The organism is Photobacterium sp. AWH4_225 (assembly GCF_056158405.1).
In genome coordinates this window covers 2,876,091-2,893,933 of sequence record NZ_JBSWTF010000001.1, presented here as the reverse complement: position 1 = coordinate 2,893,933, position 17,843 = coordinate 2,876,091, and the positions used below count along the sequence as shown (strand labels likewise).

The 17,843-nt window shown below is 51.2% G+C and carries 16 protein-coding genes and 1 other annotated feature; of the genes, 9 read left to right on the top strand and 7 right to left on the bottom strand.

Annotated elements, in window-relative coordinates; all coding sequences use genetic code 11:
* Positions 1-35: 35 nt before the first annotated feature.
* The 3 genes from ACXAD4_RS13440 to ACXAD4_RS13430 are packed head-to-tail and all read right to left on the bottom strand — an operon-like array spanning position 36 to position 3,239.
* Positions 36-635, bottom strand: coding sequence for an aminodeoxychorismate/anthranilate synthase component II (locus tag ACXAD4_RS13440; protein WP_475242060.1), 600 nt, complete (start codon positions 633-635; stop codon positions 36-38).
* Positions 636-645: 10 nt separating this feature from the next.
* Positions 646-2,229 carry an anthranilate synthase component 1 gene (locus ACXAD4_RS13435; RefSeq protein ID WP_475242057.1) on the bottom strand — a complete coding sequence of 528 codons (1,584 nt, stop codon included), beginning with the start codon at positions 2,227-2,229 and terminating at the stop codon, positions 646-648.
* Positions 2,226-3,239, bottom strand: a complete 1,014-nt coding sequence (locus ACXAD4_RS13430; protein ID WP_475242055.1) for a bifunctional 3-deoxy-7-phosphoheptulonate synthase/chorismate mutase — start codon at positions 3,237-3,239, stop codon at positions 2,226-2,228. The genes ACXAD4_RS13435 and ACXAD4_RS13430 overlap by 4 nt, the downstream gene beginning before the upstream one ends.
* A 71-nt stretch (positions 3,240-3,310) precedes the next feature.
* Positions 3,311-3,403, bottom strand: a sequence feature (Trp leader region).
* A 154-nt stretch (positions 3,404-3,557) separates the two neighbouring features.
* Between ACXAD4_RS13430 and rnm the strand changes: the two genes are divergently transcribed.
* The 3 genes from rnm to rluB all read left to right on the top strand — a co-directional run bounded on the left by rnm (position 3,558) and on the right by rluB (position 6,336).
* On the top strand, positions 3,558-4,424 hold the full coding sequence (rnm, locus tag ACXAD4_RS13425) for an RNase RNM (protein ID WP_475242052.1): 867 nt from the start codon (positions 3,558-3,560) through the stop codon (positions 4,422-4,424).
* A gap of 23 nt (positions 4,425-4,447) precedes the next feature.
* Positions 4,448-5,068 carry an L-threonylcarbamoyladenylate synthase gene (locus tag ACXAD4_RS13420; RefSeq protein ID WP_475242049.1) on the top strand — a complete coding sequence of 207 codons (621 nt, stop codon included), beginning with the start codon at positions 4,448-4,450 and terminating at the stop codon, positions 5,066-5,068.
* A 197-nt stretch (positions 5,069-5,265) separates the two neighbouring features.
* Positions 5,266-6,336: a 23S rRNA pseudouridine(2605) synthase RluB gene (rluB, locus tag ACXAD4_RS13415; RefSeq protein ID WP_475242047.1), complete on the top strand. Its 1,071-nt coding sequence runs from the start codon at positions 5,266-5,268 to the stop codon at positions 6,334-6,336.
* A gap of 105 nt (positions 6,337-6,441) precedes the next feature.
* Here rluB and ACXAD4_RS13410 read toward each other — a convergent pair whose 3' ends face one another.
* Entirely contained in the window at positions 6,442-7,203 is a 762-nt protein-coding gene (locus ACXAD4_RS13410) for a YciK family oxidoreductase (protein WP_475242045.1), read from the bottom strand.
* A gap of 143 nt (positions 7,204-7,346) precedes the next feature.
* Between ACXAD4_RS13410 and sohB the strand changes: the two genes are divergently transcribed.
* Together sohB and ACXAD4_RS13400 are read left to right on the top strand one after the other, a co-directional pair.
* Positions 7,347-8,408, top strand: coding sequence for a protease SohB (sohB, locus tag ACXAD4_RS13405; protein WP_475242783.1), 1,062 nt, complete (start codon positions 7,347-7,349; stop codon positions 8,406-8,408).
* Positions 8,409-8,434: 26 nt separating this feature from the next.
* Positions 8,435-8,866 carry a DUF805 domain-containing protein gene (locus tag ACXAD4_RS13400; protein WP_475242043.1) on the top strand — a complete coding sequence of 144 codons (432 nt, stop codon included), beginning with the start codon at positions 8,435-8,437 and terminating at the stop codon, positions 8,864-8,866.
* Positions 8,867-8,992: 126 nt separating this feature from the next.
* Here ACXAD4_RS13400 and ACXAD4_RS13395 read toward each other — a convergent pair whose 3' ends face one another.
* Entirely contained in the window at positions 8,993-9,241 is a 249-nt protein-coding gene (locus ACXAD4_RS13395; RefSeq protein WP_107299187.1) for a YciN family protein, read from the bottom strand.
* Positions 9,242-9,939: 698 nt separating this feature from the next.
* Between ACXAD4_RS13395 and topA the strand changes: the two genes are divergently transcribed.
* Entirely contained in the window at positions 9,940-12,585 is a 2,646-nt protein-coding gene (topA, locus tag ACXAD4_RS13390) for a type I DNA topoisomerase (RefSeq protein ID WP_475242041.1), read from the top strand.
* 126 nt (positions 12,586-12,711) lie between these two features.
* Here topA and miaE read toward each other — a convergent pair whose 3' ends face one another.
* Both miaE and ACXAD4_RS13380 read right to left on the bottom strand, forming a co-directional pair.
* A complete protein-coding gene (gene miaE, locus ACXAD4_RS13385) occupies positions 12,712-13,506 on the bottom strand; it encodes a tRNA isopentenyl-2-thiomethyl-A-37 hydroxylase MiaE (RefSeq protein WP_475242039.1) in 795 nt (264 codons plus the stop codon).
* Between the two features lie 158 nt (positions 13,507-13,664).
* Complete coding sequence (locus ACXAD4_RS13380; protein WP_475242037.1) at positions 13,665-14,426, bottom strand: DNA repair protein; 762 nt, start codon at positions 14,424-14,426, stop codon at positions 13,665-13,667.
* Between the two features lie 318 nt (positions 14,427-14,744).
* On the opposite strand from ACXAD4_RS13380, the gene cysB reads away from it, so the two are divergent.
* From cysB to ACXAD4_RS13365, 3 genes are all read left to right on the top strand, one after another.
* On the top strand, positions 14,745-15,719 hold the full coding sequence (cysB, locus tag ACXAD4_RS13375) for an HTH-type transcriptional regulator CysB (protein ID WP_475242035.1): 975 nt from the start codon (positions 14,745-14,747) through the stop codon (positions 15,717-15,719).
* Positions 15,720-15,854: 135 nt separating this feature from the next.
* Entirely contained in the window at positions 15,855-17,042 is a 1,188-nt protein-coding gene (locus ACXAD4_RS13370; RefSeq protein WP_475242032.1) for a methyltransferase, read from the top strand.
* A complete protein-coding gene (locus tag ACXAD4_RS13365; RefSeq protein WP_475242031.1) occupies positions 17,043-17,771 on the top strand; it encodes a sulfite exporter TauE/SafE family protein in 729 nt (242 codons plus the stop codon).
* Positions 17,772-17,843: the final 72 nt, after the last annotated feature.

The following is a 17,843-nucleotide window of genomic DNA, read 5'->3' as shown; positions in this document are numbered from 1 at the left end:
TGTTGTCTATACCGGCTGATTCTTGGTTCGGCTCATTATTGGTCGGTCGTTGGCGACGTGACCCACGCCAGCGTATTGGTCAGCAGCTGGGCACCTTGGGTCGTGAGGATAGATTCCGGGTGGAACTGGTAACCGCACACGCGATCCTCATCATTGGTCACTGCCATAACCAGGCCGTCAACATCGGCAATGATATTCAGGCTATCCGGTACCGTTTCGGCAACCAGCGAGTGGTAACGGGCAATCGATAATGGGCTTGGCAATTCACCAAACAAGTCATGGCCGTTATGGGTCATCATGGCTGATTTGCCATGGACGATTTCACCTGCGCCAGAGACCTTGCCGCCATAGGCTTCAACAATAGCCTGGTGGCCTAGGCAGATCCCGATCATCGGAACCTTGCCGCGCACCTGCTTGATGAGCTCAGGCATACAGCCCGCATCGGCAGGGGCACCCGGGCCCGGTGACAGCACCAGTACCGGATTGTTTTTCTCAGCCAGAGCTTGTTCCATTTGCTCAACGGTCAGGCTGTTGCGGTAAATGGTCACTTCGCAACCTAGTGAGCGGAATTGGTCAACCAAGTTGTAGGTAAAGGAGTCAAAGTTATCAAGCAATACAATATGGGGTAGGGACATCAGTGGCTCCTTAGTGCGATTGACGGTCAGGGGCACTGTGTGCCTTGCGGATAGCAGTGATCACCGCTTGCGCCTTACCACGGGTTTCATCGGCTTCTGCCTGCGGGACAGAGTCGTAAACCACACCGGCACCGGCTTGTACGCTGGCAACATCATCTTCGACATAGGCCGAGCGGATCACGATACAGGTATCCATATCACCGTGGCCAGTCAGGTAGCCGACTGCACCGCCATAACTGCCTCGACGACGTTGTTCGACCTCACGGATAAGCTGCATGGCACGGATTTTCGGCGCGCCGGTCAGGGTACCCATGTTCATACAGGCCTGGTAAGCGTGCAGGGCATCCAGATCGCCACGTAGCTGGCCGACAACTCGGGATACCAGGTGCATCACATGGCTGTAGCGGTCGACGGCAAGTAAATCTGCGACATAGCGGCTGCCCGGTTCGCTGATTCGGGCAACATCGTTACGGGCCAAGTCAACCAGCATCATGTGCTCGGCGTTTTCCTTCATGTCACAGCGCAGTTCAAGCTCGATTCGGCCATCAAGGTCTAGGTTGATTGAACCGTCTGGGTTCTTACCACGACGACGGGTACCGGCAATCGGGTAGATCTCAACCTGATTGCTCTCGGTGCAGTATTTAAGCGCACTTTCCGGCGACGCGCCGAACAGGGTGAAGTCGGCATCCTGCAGGTAGAACATGTACGGGCTCGGGTTGCCGATTTTAAGCTCTTTGTAAGCATTGAGCGGAGACGGGCACGGCAGGGTAAATTGGCGCGACGGCACCACCTGGAACACATCACCATTGATGACGTGCTGCTTGAGATCGACCACCTGCTGGCAGAAATCTTCATCACTCACGCTTGCTACCGGCTCGCACTCATCAAGCAGCTGGGCGGCTGGCAGCGGCATAGGTTCCAAGCAGGCTTCCTTGATGTGCTGCAGGCGGCGGCTGAGCTCGAAGTAGCTCGAGGTGTACTCGTCACCGCCGAACAGGGTCGCCTGCAATTTGCCTTTGCGGCGCTGGTGGTCAATCACCAGCAACGTTTCGGCAATGTAGAACAGGTAGTCCGGGCAGCGGTTGTCTTGTTTGACGCCTGGCAGCGGCTCAAAACCGTCAACCACGTCGTAGGCGAACAAGCCGCCAATAAATAGCGCTTCACGCGGGTGACCAGCAATATTGAAGGCGTGCTGGATCATGCGTAATGCATCAAACGAGGAGGTCTGGCGCAGACGGCTGTCTTCATCCAGAGCGCGCTCTGCCGATGGGAATGTCAGCTCCAGCTGACGCCCTTCCCTTACTGCAGAAATATCGGCAGGCATCTTGCCTTCCAGGGTCTGCAGTACATTGAGGCCGTTATCGGTGAGAGCCTCGAGGGTGACCACTTTGCCACGGCAGACAATACGGACTGCCGCGTCGATGAGCATCAGGCTCTTGAGATCTTGCTTGGAGTCGATCTCGGCCGACTCCAGCAGTAGGTTGTGTGGGCGGTCGCCACAGACGGAGTAATACAACTCCGTCGGATCCGCAACATAGGGTACATCGAGGCTGAGCAGTTCCAGCTCACCGACGCCTAGTGGGGTAGTATTCACAGCGTTCTCCCTGCCGCTTCTACAAACGGTTTCAACTCTTGCATCAACTGTTCAAACATTGGACCGGTCAGTGCCTGGTGGCCGTCCGACAAGGCTTCACACGGGTTAAGGTGTGATTCGACGATAATACCGTCGGCACCAACCGCTGCAGCGGCACGTGATAGTGGGATTACCAGTTCACGGACGCCGGTACCATGGCTTGGGTCAACAACCACTGGTAGGTGGGTACGTTGCTTAAGGTAAGCCACAGCGTTCAAATCCAATGTGTTACGTGTTGCTGTCTCGTAGGTACGGATACCTCGCTCACACAGGATGATATTTGGGTTGCCTGCGTCGTAGATATATTCCGCCGCGAGTAACAGCTCCTCGATAGTGGCTGAAAGTCCGCGTTTGAGCAAGACCGGTTTTTTGCTTTCACCCACCGCTTTTAGCAGGGCGTAGTTCTGCATATTGCGGGCGCCAATCTGAAGACAGTCGATGTATTCACACATTGAATCCATCTGGCTGACCTCCATAACCTCAGAGACCGTCGGGATACCCAGTTGCTCGTTGGCTTTTTTCAGTAGCTTCAAACCTTCAACACCCATACCCTGGAAGTCATACGGGCTGGTACGTGGCTTGTAAGCGCCGCCGCGTAGGGCTACGGCACCGTGTTTTTTCACCACTTCGGCCACGCTCAGTAGTTGCTCTTCAGATTCAACTGAACAAGGACCGGCAATTACTGCGAACTTGTCACCGCCAACAGAGGCATTGCCGAAACGAACCACGGTATCGTGGGCCTGAACTTCACGGCTAACCATCTTGTACTTAGTCAGGATAGGCTTGACGTTCTCAACACACGGGTAGGCATCAAGGTGAAGCTGCTGAAGAACACGCTCATCGCCCAGCGCACCCAGGACAATACGCTCAACACCCGGCATGTAGAGCGGTTTTAGGCCGGCTTCTTCGATGCGGGCAAGGATTTCTTTAGCTTGTTGTTCGGTTGCATTTGGCTTGAGTACGATGATCATATTCTTTTCCTCTTCAGGGCGCTGTCTCTGGTTGGCGCACTGGTTAAATCTTTGTCTGGCTGAATTTGGTTATAAAAAAACCCGCGTCGAGGCGGGTTTGTGTAATCTGTTTAAGGCACAGCTAATCACACCACCCGCGTTGGGAAGTGCCACCACCAAGATGAGAAAGCGCAGAGCTGACGATGAATTTGCTGTACCATGTATCTATCCTTTCAGTGTTATACAGGCTTTCAGTGAATACACTGAATCACCAATGTAGTACTGGGTAACTGCGTACTAGTAAACTAGTTCGCGAGAGTAAAGTCAAGAAGATAATTTATGTTGTTTGATTTACACAGCCATACCACCGCATCAGACGGGCGGCTGTCACCGGAAGAACTTGTGCTGCGCGCTGTTGAGCGTCGAGTCGATGTGCTGGCGATTACTGATCACGATACGGTGGCTGGTTTGGCGGCTGCCGAGCAATTGATTGAAGCAGAAAATCTGCCTTTAACTCTCATCAAAGGCATTGAAATATCGACACTTTGGCGAAATTTTGATATTCACATTGTCGGTTTGAATATTGACCCTGAGCACCCAGCGATTGTCCGTATGATTGAAGCGCAGGCACAGCGCCGTGCCGAGCGGGCTGCCTTGATTGGGGAGCGGCTGGATAAGAACCGGATGCCGGGGGCGCTGGAAGGGGCCAAGGCCATTGCCAATGGGGCGACGCTTACCCGTGCCCACTTTGCCCAATGGATTGTTGAGCAGGGCTATGCCAAGAACATGCAGGCCGTTTTCAAGAAATTCCTGACCCGCAATAATCCTGGCTATGTGCCACCCAACTGGTGCTCGATGGCGGAAGCGGTAGAAGCCATACACCAAGCCGGCGGCCAAGCAGTGCTTGCCCACCCTGGCCGTTACAATATGACCGCAAAATGGCAAAAACGGTTACTGACTGCTTTTGTCGAAGCCAACGGGGACGCGATGGAAGTGGCACAACCGCAGCAGTCACCTCAAGAAAGGCGATTGCTGGGCGACTATTCAATCAATTACAAATTACTCGCTTCGCAGGGCTCTGATTTCCATTATGCCTCGCCATGGACCGAACTTGGCCGCAACTTGTGGTTGCCCAAGGACGTGACAGAAGTCTGGCAGGACTGGAGCGTTGAGAAGAAACGCATTGAAGAGGAAGTGCGCGACTAGGTTGCACTTCCTATGGAGGAAGAATGAGTCAGTTTTTTTATGTTCACCCTGAAACACCACAGGTTCGCTTGATTAATCAGGCGGTAGCCATTATTCGCAATGGTGGGGTGATCGTCTACCCAACCGATTCGGGCTATGCGCTTGGTTGCCAGTTGGAAAATAAATCGGCTCTGGAGCGTATCTGCCAGATCCGCCGTTTGAACGACAAGCACAATTTCACCTTGCTGTGCCGCGATCTGTCTGAACTTTCACTGTATGCCCGTGTTGATAATGCGGCATACCGCCTGCTGCGTAACAATACGCCGGGTGCCTACACCTTTATCTTCAAAGGGACCAAGGAAGTGCCGCGACGCCTGATGAACCCGAAGCGTAAGACTATTGGTATCCGCGTACCGGACAATGCCATTGCATTGGCCCTGCTCGAAGCGCTGGGTGAGCCGATGATGTCGACCTCTTTGATCCTGCCGGGCAACGAAAACACGGAATCCGACCCGGAAGAGATCCGCGACCAGCTTGAGCATGCGGTGGATTTGATCATCAACGGCGGCTACCTCGGTGAGCAGCCGACCACAGTAATCGACTTCAGTAATGACGATATACAAATTGCCCGCGTTGGCGCCGGTGATCCGTCCCCGTTTGAATGATATGCCTTAAGTTGAGTAGTGAGCCTGCGAGTGAGCTGATTTAGCTCGTTAGAGTAAGAAATCACAGGAAATACCGGGCTAGCAAGGTGTTTTCTGTGGTATCTCAGCTAAGCTTTTGGCATAATCCGCCATCGCTTTAAGATGGCTTAAAGCATGATGATATTTCGACGCCTGTGAAGGCGACAAAGGTTTGTCTAATGAGTGAAAAATTACAGAAGGTACTGGCGCGTTCTGGCCAGGGTTCTCGCCGAGAAATCGAATTAATGATCCAGAACGGTCGAGTTAGTATCGACGGTAAGGTAGCCAAGCTTGGTGACCGCCTGGATGATCTGTCAGTCAATGTCCGCATTGATGGCCACAAAATCCAGTTGGTGTCGTCTTCAGAAGAAGTTTGCCGAGTATTGGCGTACAACAAACCTGAAGGTGAGCTATGTACCCGTCACGATCCGGAAGGTCGTCGTACGGTATTTGATCGTCTGCCTCGCCTGAACGGTGGTCGTTGGGTATCGGTTGGTCGCCTTGACGCCAACACCGCTGGTCTGCTGCTGTTCACTACTGATGGTGAGCTGGCTAACCGCCTGATGCACCCAAGCCGCTGTGTTGAGCGTGAATACATGGTACGTGTATTCGGTGAAGTGACCGAAGACATGGTTCGCAACCTGGTTAAGGGTGTTGAGCTGGAAGACGGCATGGCACGTTTCGAGGACGTGGTTTACGCTGGTGGTGAAGGTATGAACCATACCTTCTACGTGGTGATCACCGAAGGTCGTAACCGTGAGGTTCGTCGTTTGTGGGATTCACAGGGCGTGACAGTAAGCCGTCTGAAGCGTGTTCGCTACGGTGACATCTTCCTGACTAAAGACTTGCCTCGTGGTGGTTGGATGGAGCTTGAACTTAACGAGGTGAACTACCTGCGTGAGAAAGTTGAGCTGCCTGCTGAAACCGAAACTATGCTGACGGTTGAAGGCCAGAAGCGTAAGCGCGGTGTTCGTCAGATCCGCCGAGCAGTGCGTCGTCACGAAGAGCGCCTGAACGAAGATACCGGCCGTGGTCGCCGTGGTCGTCAGGATCAGCGCCGTTCATCGAGCCGCAACCAAGGCGAAGACAGCAACCAAGCGCCGCGTCGTAAGCCTGCAGGTAACACCTCGAACCGCCGTAACCAAGGTGAAGAGGGTAACAACGCTTCTCGTCGCAAGCCGTCAGGCAATGCTGCGAACCGTCGCAACCCGCTGAAGAACAAGCCGGCCAAGCCTCGTACCCGTAAATAGCGCGTACTCGCAAAAAGCGTGTATACGAAATGAAGCCCGCTTGGGATCAAGAATGAAAAAAGCAGCCCTTGGCTGCTTTTTTGTTATCTGAGGCGGGAAAGCCGGTTAGCTGGCCGCACCAGGCTTACGCTTTGGCTGGGCGTCAATGCACTGACCGTTGACGTCTTTACTCTCCGGGCCCATCAGGTAAAGATACAATGGCATGATCTCTTCTGGGGTCTTAAGTAGTGACGGGTCTTCTGCCGGGAAGGCCTTGGCGCGCATACCGGTACGGGTGCCGCCCGGATTGATGGCGTTGACACGGACATTGGAGTTAGCCATTTCATCGGCCAGGATCTGCATCATGCCTTCGGTAGCAAATTTCGAGATCGAATAAGCACCCCAGAACGAACGGCCTTGGTGGCCAACTGTCGATGAGGTAAACACAATACGGCCGTCTTCGGCTTTCTTGACCAATGGCATAATTGCTTGGGTCAGCAGAAATTGGGCTTTGACATTGACCTGCATAACATCGTCATAGGTATCTTCACCCAATTGGTCAAACGGGCTGAGTACGCCCAGTAGCGAAGCGTTGTGCAGTACCCCGTCCAAGCGGCCGAACTGGCCTTCAATGGTTTCTACCATATCCAGGTAGTTTTGCTTGGTTGCGCCCATCATATCCATTGGGATAATCGCTGGCTGCGGGTAGCCAAGGGACTCAATCTCGTCATAAACGGCTTCTAGCTTGGCAACCGTGCGGCCGAGCAATATAACGGTCGCGCCGTGGGCGGCATAGCTGATGGCAGCCTGGCGGCCAATTCCATCACCCGCTCCGGTTACCAGAATAACTCTATCTTTCAGTGAGTTTTCAGCGATTTGATAATCCACTGTGTACTTCCTTATTGGTTTTTTCGTCAGGCCATTGTATACCCAAAATATGCTCATATTGTAGTGGTTTGGCTATATTGCGATAGCGGTATGGGTGACAACTTGGTTACAATGACTGAATGTCAAAAAATGAGGACTCGACATTGGATTTTTTGTTTGATTATGGATTGTTCCTAGCCAAGATTGCCACGGTGGTTGTTGCCTTCATCGCGATTCTGGTGGTGGCTAAAACAGTGAAAGGCCATCATGGTAGCCAGAAAGGTGAGCTGGAAGTCACTGACCTGACTGAGCAGTACAAGCACACCGTGCATCAATTGGAGTCTCACTTGTTTGATAAGCCATTGCTCAAAGCGCGTGACAAGGCTGAAAAGAAAGCAGACAAGGAAAAACACAAGGCACGACAGAACGAAGTAAAAAAAGCGGCCAAAGAAGGTGACTTGTCTCATTCACGCGAGCCTCGCCTGTTTGTGTTGGACTTTCATGGCAGTATCGATGCCCGTGAAGTGACTTCACTGCGCGAAGAGGTGACGGCGATTCTAGCGGTGGCAATGGAAGGCGATGAAGTACTGCTGCGTCTTGAAACCGGCGGCGGTATGGTACATGGCTATGGCTTGGCGTCATCACAGCTTGATCGTTTGAAAGCCGCCGGTATCAAGCTAACCATTTCTGTTGACAAAGTCGCGGCCAGCGGCGGCTACATGATGGCCTGCGTTGGTGACAAGATCATCTCGGCACCGTTTGCGGTTGTCGGTTCTATCGGCGTGATTGCCCAGTTGCCAAACTTCAATAAGGTATTGAAGAAAAACGATATTGAGTTTGAGCAAATCACCGCAGGTGAGTTCAAGCGTACCTTGACGATGTTCGGTGAAAACACTGACAAGGCTCGCGAGAAATTCCAGAGTGAAATTGAAGAAACCCACGGTTTGTTCAAGGCTTTCGTGTCTGAGCACCGTCCTGAGTTGGACTTGGCTAAAGTGGCGACTGGTGAGCACTGGTTCGGTAAGCAGGCGCTGGAACTGGGCTTGGTTGACGAAATTGGTACCAGCGATGATTACATCAGCACATCGTGCAAGGATCGCGAAGTGCTTCAGGTGCGTTATGTCCAGCGCAAAAAACTGGCTGAAAAACTGGCGGGTGCGACGGGTGATGCGGCTGATAATTTGCTGCTGAAGTGGATCAGCCGCGGCCAGCGGCCGATTGTCTAAACATCCATTAGTATAGAGAGGTTACGATGGATCAAAAATGGGCCTTGTTCTCATTTCAAGGGCGGATGCGCCGCCGGGATTACTGGCTATACAGTATTCCTGTGCTGTTGGTATCGCTACCTGTATTCCTATATAGCACACCGGAGAATGCAGGCAATTCGATGCTCAATATCCTGTCGATCATTGTTCTGGTGTTTGTCTTTTGGGCTTCAGTAGCGCTGAACGTAAAACGTCTTCATGATCGCAACAAAAGTGCGTGGTGGATTATCCTGACCTTCTTGCCTTTAATTGGTCCAATCTTCGTGATTGTCGAATTGGGGATCTTGGACGGTACTCCGGGGCCGAACCAGTTCGGTGCTGATCCCAAAGGACGCGGTGCGCCGCCTTCTGCGCCGGGACCTCGGCAAGACAGTGAGTCCAAAGACAATGGCAAAGATACAATGACTATCGATATGTAACTATATCGACATGGCCTTAGGGCATTAGCCTAATAAGATCATAGCCTTGTAAAATGTCGCCTTTTAATAAAACAGCCCCGCAAAAAGCGGGGCTGTTTTTGTTCTGTATGACCCTATAAAGGAAGCTTATTTGCCAAGGGTAAACTTCGGCGATAACTGGTGGGCCAAATATTTGAACATGTTGAACACTGCCGTGGTTTTTTCGGTTGGCAGGCCCTTGTCATCAAGGAAGAACTCGCCTTTGAAAATCAGTACCCCGCCACGCTCTTCTACGGAGGTGGCACGCATCCCGTCGATGTAGCCTTCATGATCTTGAATTTGCTGGTTGGCAATCATTAGCAGGTCATCAGTTGAAATGGTTTCTTTGGTGCTCATGGTATCTCTCTCATCTCACAGCAGGTTGCCGGGAAGCTCTCCGGCAGAGGCCGACTAGTGTATTTGAGTTGGTGGGCGATGACAAATTTTGCACCAAACCGGATTGAGTCATTTTCTTGGCGTTGTTGATTTTTATTGGGAACTGGATATATCTTGAAAAAAGGCGCGTTTTGGCAAGTCGGTATTTTGTCAACCTAAGGTCAAAGCATCAGGGTATAAAGAATAGGCATTAACCCTTTGAATTGTCGAAAATCTGTGAGCGATGGCAAAAAATAGTGGTTTTTTATAGTCAAAGCGTTGCTGAGGTGGTAATGATTAGCGCCCATTGTGGGAGTTGTTTTCAGTTTTACGAAATAAATGAGAGGAAAATCGCGTTGCCACTTGCTTTGTCGGCATACATTTTTCCTGTGTATTGGTTAGCGTAACCAGCTGTTAACAAGTGGGGAAGGGACAACCAAACGGTCTCGATTTGTTAAAAAGCAGTTGACCTTCTCCGATTGTAGCCCAATATGTAAATACCAATCACATTACGTAACTAGTTATCCGGAGCTGTCCTCAACCGGTTGGATTTCGCGATGTAAATAGTTACTTAATCAGTTTGGCGTACCAGCGTTGCCGTGCTAGTTCTCATTTTTTTAGCGTGCAACTAGTTGTTTTAATTTTAAGTTTTGTGAGCACGAGGACGTAATAGAATTATTATGGGTAAATCACTCGTTATTGTGGAGTCCCCAGCCAAGGCGAAGACGATCAATAAGTACTTGGGTAAGGACTTCGTTGTTAAGTCAAGCGTCGGTCACGTTCGTGATTTGCCGACGGGTGCACGTAGCACCGGAAAGAAGGCGACGCCTACTTCAACCAAGGGCTTGAGCGCTGAAGAAAAAGCGCGCATCAAAAAAGAAAAAGATCGCAAAGCGCTGATCAACAAAATGGGTGTCGACCCATATAATGACTGGGCTGCCCAATACGAAGTGCTTCCCGGTAAGGAAAAAGTGGTCAACGAACTACAGAAGCTAGCCGAAGATGCTGACTTCGTTTATCTCGCAACCGATTTGGACCGCGAAGGAGAAGCTATTGCGTGGCACCTTCGTGAGATCATCGGTGGCGATGATGCACGTTACAAGCGAGTGGTTTTCAACGAGATCACCAAAAACGCTATCCAGCAAGCTTTTGAGCAGCCGGGTGAGCTGAACATGGATGGCGTGAATGCACAGCAGGCTCGCCGCTTCCTCGACCGCGTGGTTGGCTTTATGGTTTCCCCTCTATTGTGGAAGAAAGTCGCACGTGGCCTTTCTGCGGGCCGTGTACAGTCGGTTGCAGTTAAGCTGATTGTTGAGCGTGAACGCGAAATCAAAGCATTCGACCCAGAAGAGTACTGGGACATGCATGCCAACACCCAAACTGCAGGCAGCGATGCCCTGCGTTTGATGGTTGCACAGCAAGCTGGTAAGACATTCCGTCCGGAAAACGAAGCTGACACCATGGCGGCGAAAGCGCTGTTGGAAAAGGCAGCTTTCCAGGTCAAAGACCGTGAAGACCGTCCGACCAGTAGTAAGCCATCGGCTCCGTACATTACTTCGACGCTACAGCAGGCAGCAAGTACTCGCCTAGGCTATGGTGTTAAGCGCACCATGGGTTTGGCTCAGCGCTTGTATGAGGCGGGTTACATTACCTATATGCGTACCGACTCGACCAACCTGTCGAAGGAAGCAGTTGAAGCGGCGCGTGAGTTCATTGCCGGTGAGTATGGCGATAACTATCTACCGTCCTCGCCGAATGTCTACGGTAGCAAGGGCAATGCCCAGGAAGCGCACGAAGCGATTCGTCCTTCCAGTGTTGACGTCAAAGCGGAAAACCTAGAAGGCATGGAGCAAGATGCCATCAAGCTCTATGACTTGATCTGGCGTCAGTTTGTTTCTTGTCAGATGGTACCGGCTAAGTACGATTCAACCACGATTACTGTTGAAGCAGGTGATTTCACCCTGAAAGCGAAAGGCCGTACCTTGCGCTTTGCCGGTTGGACCAAAGTCCAGCGTCCATCGGGCAAGAACGAAGATACTACGCTGCCAATGGTTCACGTGGGCGATACGCTCAAATTGGAATCGTTGGAGCCGAAACAGCACTTTACTAAGCCACCTGCACGCTTTACCGAAGCGGCATTGGTTAAAGAGTTGGAAAAACGTGGCATTGGCCGCCCATCAACATACGCATCGATCATCTCGACTATTCAGGATCGTGGTTATGTGCGTGTAGACCAGCGTCGTTTCTACGCTGAGAAGATGGGTGAGATTGTCTCGGATCGTCTTGATGAAAGCTTTGCTGATCTGATGGACTATGATTTCACCGCCCGTATGGAAGGCAACCTTGATAAAATCGCCGATGGCGATGCGAGCTGGAAATCGGTGCTGGACAAGTTCTTCAGCGACTTCACCTCTGAGCTGGAAAAAGCCGAGCTGGATGAAACTGAAGGCGGCATGAAGCCTAACAACATCGTGCTGACCGATATCAAGTGTCCGACTTGTGAGCGTCCGATGGGTATCCGTACCGCTTCGACCGGTGTATTCCTGGGCTGTTCTGGCTATGCCTTGCCACCGAAGGAGCGTTGTAAGACAACGATCAACTTGGGTGATGAGGAAGGTATCGTCAATGTCTTGGAAGAGGACGTTGAAACCGCCGCCCTGCGTGCTAAGAAGCGTTGCCCGAAATGTAGCACTGCGATGGACGCTTACCTGATCGATGCGGAGCGTAAACTGCACGTTTGTGGTAACAACCCAAGCTGTGACGGTTACGTAGTCGAGAAAGGCGAGTTTAAGCTGAAAGGCTATGATGGCCCGGTTATCGAATGTGACAAGTGTGGCTCTGATATGGAGCTTAAGAATGGTCGCTTCGGTAAATACATGGGTTGTACCAACGAGACGTGTAAGAATACCCGTAAGATACTGAAGAACGGTGAGATTGCACCACCGAAGGAAGATCCGGTACACCTACCTGAACTGCCTTGTACTCAAGATCCTGATGCCTACTTCGTACTGCGTGATGGCGCGTCTGGCCTGTTTATGGCGGCAAGTACTTTCCCTAAATCGCGCGAAACCCGTGCGCCGTTGGTCGAAGAGCTTGTGCGCTTCAAAGATCGCCTGTCGCCGAAGTTCATGTACCTGACTGAGGCACCGACAGAAGACCCGGATGGCCGTCCGACAGTAGTTCGCTTTAGCCGTAAGACCAAAGAGAACTATGTTCGCTCGGAAATCGAGGGTAAACCATCAGGCTGGACTGGGCTTTACATTGACGGTAAGTGGGAAATTACCGACAAGCGCAAGAAGCCGAAGAAAGAGAAAGCTGAGAAATAAAGAAAAACCGCCGAAAGGCGGTTTTTTTATTCTAAGGAAAGGCGAGATCCTGGTTCCTAGTTCCTGGAAAAAGCAGAGGCTATACCCAGAGTGTGAAATTTCACTTGCTCTAGGATCTAGGATCTATTAAACAGCCTCTGTCTCGAATGCCGGCACACCGCTGTGGAAACGGAAGGTCTCGTCTGGGCTGTTGATCAACTCGGCTTCGCGGGCACCGATGGCTTTGACTCGCTCACTGATATCTTCGCCGGCGATTTGTTCGGCCAGTTTCAGGTAGTCCTGATAATGGCGGGCTTCAGAGCGCAGCAGGGAGATATAGAACTTCTTTAGCTCTTCATCGAGGTAAGGAGCCAACTTGGCAAAGCGCTCGCAGGAGCGGGCTTCGATGTAAGCGCCGATGATCAGCTTGTCGATAAGGGTGCTTGGCTCATGGGTGCGGACAATCTTCATCAGGCCCTTGGCATAGCGTCCTGCATTAAGGCTGGAGTAAGGAATGCCGCGGTTGTCCATGATTTCCAGAACCTGCTCGAAGTGGTGGAATTCTTCTTTGATCAAGCGGACCATTTTGTCGATTAGTTCTTCGCCGTGGGCAAATTCAGCCTTGGGTTTCAGCTTGGCGGCCAGGCCGTTTTTCTTGCCATGGAAGCTGCGGGTATCACGTTCGGTACCATAAACAAACTCCTCGTAAGGCTTAGCCCATTCGAGGAGTGCCTTACCGCTATCGGCATCGACAGCGTATTTGCGGATCAAGAACATCGCAGTCTGACTGGCTTTCAGTTCACAGTTGCAGTGATCGACTAGCAGTGCCGTGAGGTTTTCTGGCTTCCTCGCTTCGTTGATCCAGGCATCGGGCGTGTCACATTGCAGGAACTGTTTGATCGGCTCAAGCAGTGAGTCGATCATCTGTTGGGTTGTATTCATGGGCTAGGTTTTGTTGAGTCTTGTTGTAGATATGTGCCCAGTATAACAATGCTAGCGTGCAAAGTGGTAACCGCTTAATAAAACAAAGGCCACCCGATGGATGGCCTTTGTTTGGTCTTTGGCATTTGCTGTTTTGAGCTTAGTGGCTAGCGGGTGCGTTACCATTTCCGCTTAGGTTGGAACAACACATCTAGCTCGTCTTGTTCCTTCTCAATCATTTGCTGGCGTTGCTGCTCGTTAGTTACGTTTTGGCTGCTGTCGATATCTTTTAGCATCTTCTGCAGTTTCTCACGGGCTTGGTTGGCGTAGTCGTCATTCTTGCTGGCCAATACATCAATGCCTTTTTTCAGCAGCTGTTTTGCAGTACCCAGCTGTCTTTTCATACGGGCTTCATTAGCACGCTTGATGACATTCTCGATATTAATCCTAAGCTGGATACCTTCCAGGCGGGCATTTTCGGTCACGAAGGCCTGGGTAGGCATACGGCCCTTGCTGTGCTCGCTCTTAATAACATTTTTCAGGCGTTTAACTAACTGAAGCATACCAAGCGCCTGTTTGTCAGTGCTTGGTACCTTGAAGCTGGCCACATCGGTTTGTGAGTAGTTCGCCTGCAATTGGTTTATCTGCTCGGTGACATTGGTAATGCGCTGGGGCAACGACTTATCCGAAGGATCGGTTTCTTTCATTCCTTCCAGTGAGAACAGTACCCGTTTGTTCAAACAAACCAGTAGATCTTTACTGTATGGAAGGTGGTGGGCATTACTGATCAACTCTTCGGTCGCATCAATAACAGCGATAAATTTAGCTAATTCCTGCTGCTTTGCGCTTTCCAGCTTCTGTCGGTACTGAATAATGATGTTGTAACCAACAATCAAGATCAGCAGCAGGCTTACCAGGCCAATAATTAGTGGCATGCTCATGGGGTAGGGGACCGTCCGTGCTTACATCAAGCCCTATAAGATACACCATATCGATAATTGGGCATAGACGCGAGATCGCTTTCTAATAGATCAACATCGTGTAAGCGTTGATTTTGTCGCATAAAGTTGCTTGTAACGATAAGAATGCGTGACATTTTGCGGTAATTGTCGATTAACTTGCGAAAATTAGACACCCAAGGCTGGGAAACTGGGTCTATAAGTTATATAACATTATGTTATAAAGCCCTGCGGAGAGCTGAGCAGGGACCACTCCAGGGCCGGAGTAAAGATGATAAAGGACTATCATTAGGCGGAACCATGAAACTACAACAATTAAGATATATCGTTGAGGTTGTAAACCATAACCTAAATGTCTCTGCGACTGCAGAGAGCTTGTACACTTCCCAGCCGGGGATCAGTAAACAAGTCAGGTTATTGGAAGACGAGCTTGGCGTGCAAATTTTTGAGCGCAGCGGTAAGCATTTGACTCAGGTAACGCCGGCAGGGGAGTCAATCGTCAAGATCGCAAGGGACATATTATCCCGAGTGGAAAGTATCAAATCGGTGGCAGGGGAGCATACCCACCCAGAAATGGGCACGCTGAATATTGCCACCACCCATACTCAGGCCCGTTATGCGCTTCCACCTGTGATCCAAGGTTTTACGGCCCGCTACCCTAAAGTGACACTGCACATGCATCAGGGCACGCCAAACCAGCTAGCAGATGCGGTATCCAAAGGGACCACTGACTTCGCCATTGCTACCGAAGCACTGCACTTGTATCAGGATATGATCATGCTGCCTTGTTACCATTGGAATCGCTCGATCGTGGTCAAGGCTGATCATCCATTGGCTCAGAAATCTGAAATTACTATCCATGACTTGGCCGCTTATCCATTGGTCACTTATGTATTTGGCTTTACGGGCCGCTCCGAGCTGGATAGTGCCTTTAATCGCTCAGGCCTGACCCCGCGAATCGTCTTCACGGCCACAGATGCTGATGTGATCAAAACCTATGTACGCCTTGGCATTGGTGTTGGCGTTATTGCCAGTATGGCTATGGACCCTGCAACCGATAGCGACTTGGTGGCGATTGATGCCAGCCACATTTTCGAGGCCAGCACCACCAAGATCGGCTTTAAAAAGGGCACTTTCCTGCGCAGCTACATGTATGACTTCATCAAGCGCTTTGCCCCGCACCTCACTAGGGATGTGGTTGATCAGGCCGTAACGCTGAAAACCAATGCTGAAATCGAGGCGATGTTTGCCAATATGCCGTTACCGGTGAAATAACATCTCTAAGGCTGTCTTCGGGCAGCCTTTGTTCCTCTTGTTAATCTTTCTTATCATGAAATAGTCTCTTTCTGCCTATTTGGCGTGTTTGCGTTTACAATATCGGGGTTTTGCAGATAAACCCAAGAGTAAACCATGCACGCTCCACGCTTTTCCCAACTTGATCGCTTACTGACGGATACCCGTGAGTTTTGGCAGTTTATGCCATTTTCTAGTTCGCCGTCGCAATGGGAGCAGAGCCATCCTGAGCTCACAACGTGGTTGTTGAGTTTGGATGAGCAACAGCTTACCCACATCAAAGAAAATCCGACTGAGTTGGCAATGGCAGTCAGTGAATGGCTCCCTCAGGCGCGTGAGCTACAGGCATTGGCCGATCTTGAAGCGATGCCGCATGTAGAGCGTATTCCTCCTCGCGGGCTAGATACGGGTATCCCCGGAAGAAAGTGGCTGCAATTACAGGCGTTTAACGGTGTACTGCCTGCTTTGCAACTGCCATGGCTAGAATGGTGCGCTGGGAAAGGGTTCTTGGGCCGGGTATTGGCCGCAACCCACAATACACCCGTCACCAGTTTGGAGTGGCAGCAGGCACTGTGTGAAAGCGGTGAAGAAGCGGCCCGAAAGCTGTCTTTGCCGATGACCTTTGTCCACGGTGATGCTTTCTCCCCGGAAAGCGGTAAGTTTATTCTATCCCAGCAGCATGCGGTTGCCCTGCATGCCTGTGGAGATTTGCATGTTTCTTTACTGCAGCGAGTAGCCGATCGCAAAGGACGGGCAGTGAGTGTGTCACCGTGCTGTTACCACCTTATCCGCGAGAAAGCCTATCAGCCGATGTCGGCACTGGCAAAACAAAGTGCCTTGGCGCTTAGCAAACACGATTTACGGCTACCTTTGCAGGAAACAGTGACGGCAGGAAACAGGGTGCGAAACCTACGGTTTGTTGAGGTCAGCTTCCGGCTTGGCTTCGACAGCCTGCAGCGTAGCGTGACCGGGCACGATGTGTACCTGCCGGTACCTAATGTCCAGAAAGCCTTGTTCAATGATGGCTTTGCTGCTTTCTGCCACTGGGCCGCAGAGCAAAAGGGTTTGGTTCTACCGAATAATATTGATTTTGCCTACTGGCAGCAGATTGGTGAGCAGCGGTTTGATTGGGTGGAGCGTTTGGAGTTGCTGCGTCAGCTTTTCCGCCGACCTCTGGAGATGTGGTTGGTGTATGACCGGGCGTGTTTTATGGAAGAAGCCGGCTATGAGGTTACTGTCGGGACATTCTGTGACAAGCCAATCACCCCACGAAATATTATGATTCACGCGGAGTTAAAGGATTAAATGGAAATCAGCACATTAGTGTATTGTGCCATTGCCCTGGCAGCAGGGTGTTTTGTTCAGAGTACCGTAGGATTCGGTATGGCGATTGTTGCTGCGCCGGTGGTGTACTTTTTTGAACCCCGCTTTGTACCCGGAACCATTACTCTGGTGGGGTTGGTCCTGGCATTAATCAATATGTGGCAATACCGTTCGCAGTTGTCTTTTCGTGGCTTGGGGGCGGCATTTATAGGTCGGGTACCCGGCACGATTGCCGCCGGTGGATTGCTGCTATACATCACTGCCGAGTCACTGGCTTTGGTGCTGGGTATCGGGGTGCTGTTGGCTGTTGTGATCAGCCTGTTGAAGGTAAGGATCAAGCCAACCCCGAAAGCTCTGTTTTGGGCGGGGTTTGCTTCTGGTTTGATGGGAACCTCAACCTCCATTGGTGGGCCGCCGATGGCATTGGTGCTGCAGCATGCCGAAGCCAGTAAGCTAAGAGCCAACCTAGCCGGTTATTTTGCCTTTAGTTGCATTCTTTCTTTGGTGGCTCTATCGGCAACGGGCCATTTTAGTTGGTGGCATTTTAAGTACGGTATGATGATCATGCCGGCTCCGATTCTGGCTAGTGTGTTTGCATACCGGATCCAGCATTTAATCAAAGCCGAATGGCTGCGCTATGCGCTGCTGGTGCTGTGTTCTGTTTCTGGCGTTATTGCCATTTGGCAGGGAATGGCACCTAAGTTTGTCTAACAAGAGAAAAGCTAGGTAAAACAAAGGCCAGTCAATGACTGGCCTTATTTGTATCTAATACTGAAGCAACTT

What these genes read in the sequence shown, in the direction of transcription:
- ACXAD4_RS13395 (WP_107299187.1), bottom strand. Translation starts at nt 9,241, where the DNA reads ATGAGCACCAAAGAAACCATTTCAACTGATGACCTGCTAATGATTGCC.
- ACXAD4_RS13370 (WP_475242032.1), top strand. Translation starts at nt 15,855, where the DNA reads ATGCACGCTCCACGCTTTTCCCAACTTGATCGCTTACTGACGGATACC.
- ACXAD4_RS13400 (WP_475242043.1), top strand. Translation starts at nt 8,435, where the DNA reads ATGGATCAAAAATGGGCCTTGTTCTCATTTCAAGGGCGGATGCGCCGC.
- miaE (WP_475242039.1), bottom strand. Translation starts at nt 13,506, where the DNA reads ATGAATACAACCCAACAGATGATCGACTCACTGCTTGAGCCGATCAAA.
- ACXAD4_RS13365 (WP_475242031.1), top strand. Translation starts at nt 17,043, where the DNA reads ATGGAAATCAGCACATTAGTGTATTGTGCCATTGCCCTGGCAGCAGGG.
- rnm (WP_475242052.1), top strand. Translation starts at nt 3,558, where the DNA reads ATGTTGTTTGATTTACACAGCCATACCACCGCATCAGACGGGCGGCTG.
- ACXAD4_RS13380 (WP_475242037.1), bottom strand. Translation starts at nt 14,426, where the DNA reads ATGAGCATGCCACTAATTATTGGCCTGGTAAGCCTGCTGCTGATCTTG.
- cysB (WP_475242035.1), top strand. Translation starts at nt 14,745, where the DNA reads ATGAAACTACAACAATTAAGATATATCGTTGAGGTTGTAAACCATAAC.
- ACXAD4_RS13430 (WP_475242055.1), bottom strand. Translation starts at nt 3,239, where the DNA reads ATGATCATCGTACTCAAGCCAAATGCAACCGAACAACAAGCTAAAGAA.
- topA (WP_475242041.1), top strand. Translation starts at nt 9,940, where the DNA reads ATGGGTAAATCACTCGTTATTGTGGAGTCCCCAGCCAAGGCGAAGACG.
- ACXAD4_RS13440 (WP_475242060.1), bottom strand. Translation starts at nt 635, where the DNA reads ATGTCCCTACCCCATATTGTATTGCTTGATAACTTTGACTCCTTTACC.
- ACXAD4_RS13420 (WP_475242049.1), top strand. Translation starts at nt 4,448, where the DNA reads ATGAGTCAGTTTTTTTATGTTCACCCTGAAACACCACAGGTTCGCTTG.
- rluB (WP_475242047.1), top strand. Translation starts at nt 5,266, where the DNA reads ATGAGTGAAAAATTACAGAAGGTACTGGCGCGTTCTGGCCAGGGTTCT.